Origin of the sequence: Ruoffia sp. FAM 26255 (assembly GCF_045528525.1) — a bacterium.
Lineage (GTDB): Bacteria > Bacillota > Bacilli > Lactobacillales > Aerococcaceae > Ruoffia > Ruoffia tabacinasalis.
This window is the reverse complement of the sequence record NZ_JBGQQX010000061.1, coordinates 1-11,243: the sequence shown is the minus strand read 5'-3', so window position 1 is coordinate 11,243 and position 11,243 is coordinate 1. Positions and strand designations below refer to the sequence as shown.

General features: G+C 36.3%; 13 protein-coding genes. 2 read left to right on the top strand and 11 right to left on the bottom strand.

The window, feature by feature from the left end:
- The first annotated feature begins 243 nt into the window (after positions 1-243).
- On the top strand, positions 244-939 hold the full coding sequence (locus tag ACEN31_RS09895) for a TIGR02206 family membrane protein (RefSeq protein ID WP_138404010.1): 696 nt from the start codon (positions 244-246) through the stop codon (positions 937-939).
- 21 nt (positions 940-960) lie between these two features.
- Here ACEN31_RS09895 and ACEN31_RS09890 read toward each other — a convergent pair whose 3' ends face one another.
- Genes ACEN31_RS09890 through ACEN31_RS09870 form a run of 5 tightly spaced genes read right to left on the bottom strand, consistent with a single transcriptional unit; the run spans position 961 to position 4,559 of the window.
- On the bottom strand, positions 961-1,566 hold the full coding sequence (locus ACEN31_RS09890; protein WP_138404009.1) for an alpha/beta hydrolase: 606 nt from the start codon (positions 1,564-1,566) through the stop codon (positions 961-963).
- Between the two features lie 15 nt (positions 1,567-1,581).
- The gene (locus ACEN31_RS09885; protein ID WP_407094688.1) at positions 1,582-2,196 is read right to left on the bottom strand and encodes a flavin reductase family protein; all 615 of its coding nucleotides are present in this window, start codon (positions 2,194-2,196) and stop codon (positions 1,582-1,584) included.
- A gap of 9 nt (positions 2,197-2,205) precedes the next feature.
- Entirely contained in the window at positions 2,206-3,099 is an 894-nt protein-coding gene (locus tag ACEN31_RS09880) for a ring-cleaving dioxygenase (protein WP_407094689.1), read from the bottom strand.
- Between the two features lie 48 nt (positions 3,100-3,147).
- Positions 3,148-4,113, bottom strand: coding sequence for a VOC family protein (locus ACEN31_RS09875; RefSeq protein WP_338489516.1), 966 nt, complete (start codon positions 4,111-4,113; stop codon positions 3,148-3,150).
- Between the two features lie 14 nt (positions 4,114-4,127).
- Complete coding sequence (locus ACEN31_RS09870; RefSeq protein WP_338489518.1) at positions 4,128-4,559, bottom strand: MarR family transcriptional regulator; 432 nt, start codon at positions 4,557-4,559, stop codon at positions 4,128-4,130.
- A 337-nt stretch (positions 4,560-4,896) separates the two neighbouring features.
- On the opposite strand from ACEN31_RS09870, the gene ACEN31_RS09865 reads away from it, so the two are divergent.
- The gene (locus tag ACEN31_RS09865) at positions 4,897-5,580 is read left to right on the top strand and encodes a YggS family pyridoxal phosphate-dependent enzyme (protein ID WP_407094100.1); all 684 of its coding nucleotides are present in this window, start codon (positions 4,897-4,899) and stop codon (positions 5,578-5,580) included.
- A gap of 48 nt (positions 5,581-5,628) precedes the next feature.
- Here the strand turns inward: ACEN31_RS09865 and nrdG are convergent, their stop codons facing one another.
- The 6 genes from nrdG to ACEN31_RS09835 form a co-directional block, all read right to left on the bottom strand.
- Entirely contained in the window at positions 5,629-6,201 is a 573-nt protein-coding gene (gene nrdG / locus ACEN31_RS09860; RefSeq protein WP_407093920.1) for an anaerobic ribonucleoside-triphosphate reductase activating protein, read from the bottom strand.
- A complete protein-coding gene (nrdD, locus tag ACEN31_RS09855) occupies positions 6,198-8,429 on the bottom strand; it encodes an anaerobic ribonucleoside-triphosphate reductase (RefSeq protein ID WP_407109307.1) in 2,232 nt (743 codons plus the stop codon). Before nrdD ends, nrdG begins: the two co-directional genes overlap by 4 nt.
- Positions 8,430-8,863: 434 nt before the next feature.
- Positions 8,864-9,040: a hypothetical protein gene (locus tag ACEN31_RS09850; protein WP_407093918.1), complete on the bottom strand. Its 177-nt coding sequence runs from the start codon at positions 9,038-9,040 to the stop codon at positions 8,864-8,866.
- A 113-nt stretch (positions 9,041-9,153) separates the two neighbouring features.
- Complete coding sequence (locus ACEN31_RS09845; protein WP_407093917.1) at positions 9,154-9,294, bottom strand: hypothetical protein; 141 nt, start codon at positions 9,292-9,294, stop codon at positions 9,154-9,156.
- A gap of 90 nt (positions 9,295-9,384) precedes the next feature.
- Complete coding sequence (locus ACEN31_RS09840) at positions 9,385-10,221, bottom strand: hypothetical protein (protein WP_407093916.1); 837 nt, start codon at positions 10,219-10,221, stop codon at positions 9,385-9,387.
- Between the two features lie 82 nt (positions 10,222-10,303).
- Complete coding sequence (locus ACEN31_RS09835; protein WP_407093915.1) at positions 10,304-11,041, bottom strand: MerR family transcriptional regulator; 738 nt, start codon at positions 11,039-11,041, stop codon at positions 10,304-10,306.
- Between the last annotated feature and the right edge of the window lie 202 nt (positions 11,042-11,243).

Sequence of the window (11,243 nt, the reverse complement as noted above, 5' to 3'; positions counted from 1 at the left end):
GAAGGTTCATTTAGTTAAAATCTACTTCGAGAACTCACTATTTTGTAGAAAAATTCCCAATTTTTCCAAGAACGATTAATTTATTCAAGAAACCAGCTTAAATTATAGAGCTATGAATTATTCAGGATCTAAAAGTACAAATGAAAAATAAGTTTGACAAAAAGAAATGAGATTCTTAAAATGAATGCATATTAAACTATTTTTTTATAACTAATATATTATAAAGCGAGGTAAGTAACTAACATGGAATATATTCAAATTCTTGGTCCGAATCATTTATTATATATTGCTGTTTTAATTTTCTTTACCTGCCTCTTATTTATGAATCAATCGTATGTTAGAGACCACCGCAATACTATTTCAAAATACATTGTGACTATTTCAATCCTTCAACAAATTTTATTATACGGTTCTTATGTCCTACTCGGTGAATTTACATTACAAGAATCCTTACCCTTCCACATTAGTCGGATTAATACCATTCTAGGTATCATTTTCTTATTTACTAAATCTGAAAAATTATTTAACATCGTTGCCTATTTCTCAGTGTTTGCTTGGTTAAGTTTCTTAGTACCATCAAACATTGAACCGATTACGCATCCTAGAGGGGTAAGTTTTTTAACGAATCATGTTATTACATTGCTACTACCCTTCTACGGTATGATTGCCTATAACTATAAAGTTTATGCATCCGCACGTAAGCGTGTCATTCTATTGTTTTTAGTATACTTTGTCTTCGTGGCGTTATTTAATCCAATTGTTAATGGTAATTACTTTTATCTTAGAGATAAACCCATCTTTTCTTCCGTACCTATTATCTTTTATTATCCGGGCTCAATTTTAGTATCTATCTTGCTGTTCTTTATCATTGAACAGATATTTCACTTAGTTCAAAGCAAATTTATTCACAAACAAACAGAGGAACGAGTTCTATTATGATCTCGTCCCTCTTTTATTATATTATTTAAAAACTTTATTTAACCAAGCTTTTGCTTGCATAGCTGTTTCACCATTTAACTCATGGGAATTTACCCAAAACGTTGTGACTTCTGCGCCGCGTGTCTCGAAGATATCAACAACATTCTCGCTATCATTTAACGAAACGATGGGATCATTTTCTCCCATTGATAAATAAATTGAAACATCTTTCATATCTTTTGTATTATGAGACACGTCCACTGGATACATTGGTGCAAAGAGTGTCCCTTTATTCACTTGACTGTCTTCTCTTAATAAGATATTCATTGCAATGTTTGATCCGTTTGAAAAGCCAACAAAGACTGCATCATCTAAATTAAAGTTATATTCTTTACTCGATTCAACGATAAACTGATGTAAAGCTTCTCCGCGTTGATTTAAGTCTTCAACATCATATACGCCTTCTTCTTTACGTTTAAAGTAGCGTAACATGCCATTCTCTACAACATCTCCACGGATGGCTAAGATTGCTGCCTCAGGATCTAAAATCTCACCTAAGGGTAATAAATTTGTTTCATTTCCACCCGTTCCATGTAACATAATGAATACAGGATGGTTTGCTTTTCCTTCTCTAAAGATATGTTCCATAAATTATTAACTCCTTTAATCTGGTCGGACTAAATCAAATTGCGTACCTAATTTGGCATAATCCGCACCGGCTAATCGACTCACAGGTTTCAGTTTGTCTGCTATAATATAGCCTGTGTCAACATCGTAAATCTTTTCTGCAAGATGGAAACCAATCACCTCTAGGATGATTAAATCCGCAACGATTAACCCTGATGCATCCGTAATTTCAACAGCTTTATACAACTGTGTCTCATAGCGGACGAGGGCTTCTTTAATCCCTGGTGTGCCAATCAATTTTGAGTCAATTAAGTTAAAGTTTGATACACTTAACTCACTCTCATCTGCAGGCAATGTTGCTGATGTTGCATTTGCATCGTTTACGATTCGCTCATCTACAACATGAACCGTCGCTTCTTTCTTTGCGAGAATATTTCTTGAAGTGTCTTTTAGTTCACCATTCGATCGTTGTATCGCAATCGAAATGAGAGGTGGGTTGTTAGAAACAATATTAAAGTAACTAAAAGGTGCAATATTAATGACTTCATCAGATTGCGTCATCACTAATGCAATCGGCCTTGGTATAATTGTTCCTGCTAATTTCTTTTTATTGTCCTTTGAGGACATATTATCTGCTTTAAAAAAATGCATAAACCCCTCCTATAATTCGACTTTTGGTAATGTTCGCTCGATTTCTTCACGCTGACTTTCATATTGTTCTGGGAGCATGAGCTTTTGTCCTAAGGCATCCACAGGTTCATCGACAGCAAAGCCAGGTCCATCGGTCGCATATTCGAATAGAACATGGCCTTTTTCTCGCATGTACATCGCTTTAAAGTAATTACGATCCTTAACATCTGTCACGTGGAATCCTTCATCTTGTAGGTATTCACGCCATTCTTGCTGTTTAAGATCGTCTTCCATTGACCAAGCCACGTGATGAACTGTTCCAACACCGTCTCTACCTCTCGCTGGTGCTTCTTTAGGTATAATAATGTGATGACGTTGTTCTCCCACTGTTTCTAAGTGGAAAAATTCTAATGTGGCTTCTAATTCCTCTAAACCGAGTTGGTTACGTAATGTATCTCTTGTTGCTTCTGGTTGGCTTGATAGCAACTCCACGCCGTAGAAACCTAAGATATCTGAATCATTATTCTCTTCATCAGTTTCGACGATTGCTAGGCGTAAAGTATGGTTATCTTCAAAGATAATTCCACGATTTCCAAACATATTCGATTCTTCAAAAATAACATCATGAGTTTCTAAATGTTTCTTCCAATGTTCTAATGACCCATTAGGTACTGAGAAAGCAATTCTTCCAACTTGCCCACTACCTTTAACACCACGATTACGCGTATCCCATGGGAAGAACGTTAAGATTGTTCCATCATCCATACCCTTATTTGAGAAATAAAAATGATATGTATTTACATCGTCAAAATTAACTGTTTGCTTAATTAATTTTAAGCCTAAAACATCACGATAAAAGTGTACATTTTCTTGAGGTGGACCTGCAATCGCAGTAATATGGTGTAAATGTTTCACCGGTTCCATATTATCAGCTCCTTATATTGTATTAATGATTTCAAAGTCGCCTGGCTATTATTTATTGCGCGTTGTATCAAATGGACGTACAGATGCTTCGATTTCGTCACGTTTTTCTTCTAAGAATGGCGGTAATGATAATTTTTCTCCTAATGTTTCATATGGTTCGTCGCCCATGAATCCTGGTCCATCTGTAGAGATTTCAATTAAGATGTGGCCAATTCGTGCATATAGTGCTTCAAAGAAGAAACGATCTACCCAACCAGAGTGGCGAACACCGATTTGGTCATATTTTGCTTCCCATGATTTAATTGCTGCATGGTCTTCAACTCTAAATGAAACGTGGTGAACTTCTCCGTAACCTTGGATTCCAACGGGTGTTTCCTCATCTTTACGTAAGATAACACGACCACCGTTTCCACCTTCACCAACTTCAAAGACTGCAACTTCCTCTTCTTCAATCATTGGTTTCATATTATAGATTACTTGTAATAATTGTTTGAAGTCATCAAAATAACTTACAGTAATTTCAATCGGTCCAAGCCCGTAGATAGCTTTATCTGTTGGTACTGGTCCATCTTGCCATGGTGTTCCAGCCTCTACCCCTTCATTATTCTCATCTGAGAATAAACGGTAGCGCTGCCCATCTTCTTCTTCAAATTCTAAAACTTTCGTACCGAATAAATCTTCAATTTCGCCGTGTTTTACATCAAATTCTTCAAAACGGTTTAAGTAGTATTCTAATGCTGCATCGTTAGGAACACGTAAGCCAATACGCGAAATTGAGTTTGATCCATAAGTTCCTGAAGGAATATTCGGAAAATCAAAGAATGTTAAATCCGTTCCTGGTGATCCGATGTCATCCGCAAAGAATGTATGATACGTTTGGATATCATCTTGGTTTACTGTCTTTTTAACTAAACGCATACCTAAAATATCTGTGATAAATTTATAGTTTCTTTCAGCACTATTCGTAATCGCTGTAACGTGGTGAATTCCTTTAAGTTCAAAATTGTTCGTCATAATAAAACGCTCCTTTATTTGTTGTCTATGCCGTTCATTTTCTTCAATAAGAACCGTAGTTGTGTGAGTTCATCATCCGATAATTTATCAAATGATTCTCTAATCAATTCAGCATGCGATGGGAAGATGCGTTCAATTAACTCTTTCCCGCTAGGTGTTAAAGAGGCACGAATGATACGACGATCTTGTTCATTTACAATTCGCTCAACAAGTCCCTTTTCACATAATTTATCAATTAAGTAAGTAGTACTGCTACTCGCAATTAGAATTTTCTCTTTTATTTGTTGAATGGGTTGTGGCCCTTTATTCAATAATAATTCTAGTACGGCAAACTCATTTAAGTTTAGACCGTGTTTTCTTGAGTCTTTTCTAACTGTTCTATCTAAAGTTTCGCTTGTTCTTTGGATCCCTACAAATGCTTTTAATGATTCTTCGGTTCTGTTCATTGTTGCTCCTCCTAAAAGATTGTTCATATTTTATTATCTCGTTTTCGAATTATAAGTTAATAATTATAACCGAGCAAAAGCATTTAAAATTTTACTTTAAATGTTTACATCTCGATTTCGAATTAATATTAACATGAATCAATTTAGAGGTCAAGTCTTTCACTTTTATTAGTGATCAATGAAGTGTTATCTCGACTTCGAAATAATGCTAACATGGATATTTGTTCAATGCAAGTATTACTCTTGAATTCGTTTGAATGTCTTCAAATTGACACCCTCCACCATTATTGATAAATTCAATAGAGGAATAATTAAAGGATTGGTGAACGAAGTGACAATGAAACAAACGTTAAAAACAAATATCAATGTAATTCAAGAAACGATTGAAAATCATCTACCCGCTGGAAACAAGGAGCCTACTGTAGTTGCAGTCACTAAGACCGTTGATGAAAAAACGATGCGTGATTTGCACGCTCTTGGAGTAAAACACTTTGGGGAGAATCGCCCCGATGTATTCTTAAAGAAATATGAAAATTTGGCAGATATTAATGATGAGATTCAATGGCATTTTATTGGTAATTTACAAACGAGACAAGTGAAGAAGATTATTAATGATATTGATTATCTCCACTCTCTGGACCGTCTCTCTTTAGCAAAAGAAATTCAAAAACGCGCTGAGCAGCCGGTTAACTGTTTCATTCAAGTTAATGTGAGTGGTGAAGATAGTAAATCTGGTTTCCAACCCGACGCGTTGGCTGACACTTTAAAAGAGTTAGAAGCATATGATAAGTTAAATATCATTGGCCTAATGACAATGGCTCCTATTGATGCCAGCCAAGAGGAAATTCATGAATATTTCCGCTTTTTAAAAGAGTTACAAGTTGAAGTGGAACAAGGTAACTTTTCAAATGCTCCTTGTACCGAAGTTAGCATGGGCATGAGTCAAGACTACCCCATCGCTGTAGCTGAGGGAGCTACTTTTATTCGTGTAGGTACTGCCTTTTTCAAAGATGCTTTATAAGTAAAAAAAACAACAGTTCAAAAAATTCGAGCTGTTGTTTTTTGTATATTAATAATATGGTTGACCATTCGATTGTGTCCAAAGCACAACTTTATCTTGCGCCAAACTCTGTTGGACGTCGATAATACGTTGATTTGTACTGCCTCTGAATTGCCTTGTGAGGTCTTTTTTATTAATGTCAAAACGCCCATCGACTAAAACATCGATAAGGGATAATAGTTCCAACTTATCTTCAGATTCTGAAAGTAATTCTTCCCATGTATAACCAGTCCATGACCAAATATCTTTAGTCTGCTGGTATTTTTCTCGGATTGATCTACATAAAGGGACTACGATATTAGTATTTAACATAGGCTCTCCACCTAGTAATGTTAAGCCTTGGCAGTATGATGCAGCGAGGTCTTCAATGATTCGCTCTTCTAGTTCTTGCGTATAAGGTGTACCGTAATTAAAGTTTTGTGCGACACGGTTGTAACAACCGATACAGGCAAAGGGGCAGCCACTGACGTAAAGGCTGCATCTGACTCCTTCACCATCCACAAAATTATACGGTTTGTAATCCGCAATCTTACCTAGACTTAAATCTTCAGCTAGCCATTCTTTTGGTTTTGGATTTTTCATTCGAGTACGCTCCTTGAGTCGTTTGCTAATTTCGCTTTCTGATTGCGTTTCAATTTCACAATGCTATCGGGAATGTGTTTCACACGCGCGTTAATTTCTTTATGTCTTCCACGCACCATAGGTCTTTTCTGTGGATTTCCTAAATAACCACAAGTTCTCTTTACTACATCTGAGGTGTCAGGATTCTGATTGCCACATTGTGAACATTTAAAACCGCGTTCGGTCGCTTCAAATTCACCATCAAAGTCACATTCATAACAATGATCAATTGGTGTATTTGTTCCTAAATAACCAACCTTGTCATAAGCAAAGTCCCAAACTGTTTCTAACGCTTTTAAATTTTGGCGCATATTCGGATACTCACAGTAATGAATAAACCCGCCACTACAGTATTGTGGATAATCTTTTTCGAATTCGATTTTCTCAAAAGGGGTTGGATTTTTTCTGACATCATAATGGAAAGAATTCGTATAATAATCTTTATCGGTAATATTAGGAATCGATCCAAATCGTTCTTTATCCATCCGACAGAATCGATCTGTTAAACTCTCTGAAGGAGTGCTGTACACACTGAAGTGATAGCCGTACTGATCACCAAGCTCGTCTGCCTTGGCTTTAAGAGTTTTAATCCCATCTAGTGTAAAATCTTTAGCTTCTTTATTCCTTTCCCAATCGGGACCATAAAAAGCAGTTGCCACTTCATATAGACCTATATAGCCTAGTGATACCGTTGCGCGTTTGTTTTTAAATAATTTATCAACGGATTCGTCTTCATTCAATCGCTCACCAAATGCTCCATATTGATATAAGATGGGGGCATTCTCTGGTAAAGCTTCCTTCACTCTTTCAACGCGATATACTAAAGCATCAGTCATAATATCGAGTCTTTCCTCTAATATTGACCAAAACTGCTCTTTGTTCTCGCTAGATTCAATCGCTATTCTCGGTAAATTTAATGTGACAACCCCTAAGTTCATTCGACCGTCATTGACTTCATTTCCATTGTCATCTTTCCATCCTTGCAGAAATGACCGGCACCCCATTGGCACTTTAAAGCTGCCTGTTAACTCAACTAATTTGTCATACATTAGAACATCCGGGTACATTCGTTTAGCTGTACATTCAAGTGCTAACTGTTTGATATCATAATTCGGATCTGCTTCTTTTAAGTTCACTCCATCTCTTAATGTAAAGACAAGTTTAGGGAAAATTGCAGTTCTTTTCTCGCTACCCAAGCCTTCTAATCTAACTTTCAAAATAGCAAATTGGATTTCCCTTTCAATCCATGAAGTCCCTAGACCAAAGCCAAGTGTCGTAAAAGGCGTTTGTCCTTGAGAAGTATAAAGTGTATTAATTTCATATTCCAAACTTTGCATCGCATCATAAATATCTTTTTTCGTCTTACTCATCGCAAATGCTTTTTGTTTATCCTCATCTTCAATCCACTCATGCGCCATCTTTAAATTCTTATGATAATTTTTCTCTGCATAAGGAGCTAAAATCTCATCAATTCGGTTTGCACTAGTTCCTCCGTACTGACTACTTGCAACATTGGCAATGATTTGAGCCATTTGAGCCGTAGCCGTTTGGATCGATTGGGGTGACTCGACTTGGGCATTTCCAATTGTAAATCCTTCATTAAACATTGTCTCAAAATCAATCAAACTACAATTTGTCATCGGTGCATAAGGTTGATAATCCAAATCATGGTAGTGAATTTGTCCTTTTAAATGCGCGTTAGCGACATGAGGAGGAAGCATCTTTAACCCAATTGCTTTAGCCGTGACACCTGCAGTCAAATCTCTTTGTGTATTAAAGACACGACTATCTTTATTCGCATTCTCATTCACTAGTGTACTTTCTTTTGCAGTTAGGGCTTTAATACTTTCATTGATATCAACAGATAACATGCGTTCTTGTTCTCTTTGTACCCGGTAGCTAATATAGGCCTGGGCAACTTCATTGTATTTAGAGGCCACTAGTACCTCTTCTGTTACTCGCTGTATTTGATTAATCGTCAATTCTTGACCATATCTATTTGATAGTTTAGTGATGATGTCTTTAACTAATTCCGATATTTCAGCATCCTCGCTTGAATATACATGAGTAAATGCTTTGTTAATCGCTGCTTTTATCTTATTCGGATTAAAGTTTACAACTCGCCCATCTCGTTTGATAACGATTGTATTTGTTATATTTTCCTTAATACCTTTAAATGTTTGCTCCATTTCCATCCTCCTTCAACACAATATATAGTGTTCACTTAATAATAATATCACATATATTGTGTTAGTCGAGGATTTTTTTAACGTTTTCATAAATATTATTTATTTACAATTGTAAGTAACTGCGATGTGAAAGGATTGGAGATGATATTTTTTTGTGCAATAAAACTCTGTCTACGATGATAATGACAGAAATGAACTTAGTCCACGAATGAATCGGACATGTCTCTAGTTGTCCACGTTTATAGGACCAGTATATAGCTGGAATCGAGTACTCGGATTTTTTCGAATGCGTGTTTAGTCGTAATCTAGGACTCGAATTGAATTCGAATGCGTATTTAGCTGGAATTGAGTACTCAAATTGAATCCGAATGCAGGTTTACCCATTTTCCCAACGAAAAATGAGCTGCAACCACAGCTCCTTCAATCAACACTTATTATTCTATGACTAGCATGTTATTATCATCGAACTTCCAGCTATCACCATATGCAACTTCCCAATAATAACCGTCAAGATCTTGGAAGTAACCACTATACCCGCCCCAATCCGTAGGTTTAGGATATTTCGCGATCAGCCCACCAGCAGACTCAACCAGTTTAACAAATTCATCCACTTCAACTTTAGTTTTAAAGTTGATTGCTAATGTGATTCCACTAAAACCTGTATTAATGACTGAAGGGTTGGTTGGATTTATTTCATTGGCTAAATCTTCCTGTGAGAATAACTCTATTTTTTTCCATCCTTATCAAAAATTACAGTCGGTGGGTTATTAGCCTCTTCATTGGTTTTAAAGTCGATTTCTTTGTAGAATTCCATTGCCTTACCAATATTTTTGACACCTAAAGCAACTAAGTTAATTCGATTCATATTCATGACTCCCTTATTCATTTATTTTAAAAAACGCTTAGGCCTACACAATGATTGTTGTAAACCTAAGCGCTAATTAGTTCAAACTGCTTATTCAGCTGTTTCGTCAGTGTTGTTAAATTCATCTAGGCTCGAAATCTCGACACTTTCGCTGCTCTCTTCGCTATCTTCAATTGTATTGAGTTCCACAATATTACCGTCAGCATCGACTTCAGCCATGACGTAATCTATTGAGTCAGTTTCTTCACTATTTCGAATCCAAGCATACAGCCAACTTTCATCTTCGAATCGATAAGTTATCTCTGATGGCTCACCAATTAATTCCTGTAACTCTTCAAATGTAGTAAACTCACGATTGTCACACTCTGAATCTTGCCAAGTTTCAATTTCTTCTAAAGTAATGTTTAAGGGCTCAAAGGCCGTCTCATTCACTAACAATAAATTCACTTCTGTTAAATAAGCCGCAGCAAAGCCCTCTTCTGTTTCTGTACTTTCAACAGATTCTGTCGAAGCTGCCTGTCCACTACTTGCTTCCGCTGCCTTTTCTTCTGAGAAGATTTGTGCATATAGAATAGCTGATTCTTCATCATTCATTGAATAATACAATAAGAATTCACTTGCACCTGCATCAAATGTTTCGGTAGGCTCGCCCGCTAATTCAATGACTTCTTCTTTAGTCATGTCGGTTGAACCTTCGGAAATGAACGTCTCAAACGTAGACTTTAATTCATCTAAAGGTATTTGGGGCAGATCGTCATAGGCTCCAAACCAGCGAATATAATTCACTTTATCCTCTTCACTTAATTCTACTTGTTCCAGTTCTTCATCACTTGTACTAGAACTACTTTCTGATGCTGCTATGCTTATTGGGGTGAATAGCATCGCGAATAACATCGCTACTAAAAACCCTTTATTTCTATGACTCATCTCTATCCATCCTCACTTCAGATTGTTACTATAGACAAGTATAGCATAGGCCTCGATATTTCTAAATATTTACAGTCTTCGCTTATTTATTGTAAAATACCTTGATTGCTTCGTATAAGTAATCCGCTGCGCCTTCAGTAATATCTTCATAGTATTTCTTGAAACGCTCATCTTGTGTATACATTTGAGCTAGGCTAATGTGTGCTTCTTCAGAGTATAGATCATCTGGCCAAACCATGATTAGCCATTCTTTATGTAATTCAGTAACTCGTTGCCCTTCTGCACTTTCAGGTTTCCATTCTGGTACGGCATTTACTAGAGCTTCACTGATTTCTTCATTAAGCTTTTCTATATGTTCGTACTGTTCTTGCGTTAAATTTCCGAATTTTTTATTTGATGAATTAATGATATCATCACCATATTTTTCTTCATTAGCTTTAATTTGTTGTTTTTTAAAGCCTTCAAATTCTTTTTTAGACATTGTTAAGTCCTCCTTGTATATTTTAATTGTGTTTTCGACTGTATCCATCAATTGACTAATACGGTCTTTTTCCGATTTTAGGTGTTGATAATGTGTTTCCAATGCTTTAAGACGATCAAATTCTGAAGAATTAACCATCGCATGAATTTCCTCTAATGTGATACCAAATTCTCGGTAAAACATTATTTGTTGCAACATTTTCACTTCGTCTTCACTATAAACTCGGTACCCATTCTCTTCGACATACGCAGGTTTTAACAAATCAATCGCATCATAATGACGCAATGTTCTTGTGCTAATCCCGGCTAGTTTTGCTAATTCTCCAATTGAATAACTCATTTCCTCACCTCTTCATACAGATTACACCTTAACGTTACGTCAAGGTCAAGCCATTTTATATAATATTTTCTAAAATCGCCGATTGTAAAATTAAGCTAGACAACTAAAACAGCCATTTGTGGTACACTCAACTTGTAATTCCGACCAAAGAATACAAAGGAGTGACCACAAATGACCTACACCCATCTTACCACGGATGAAC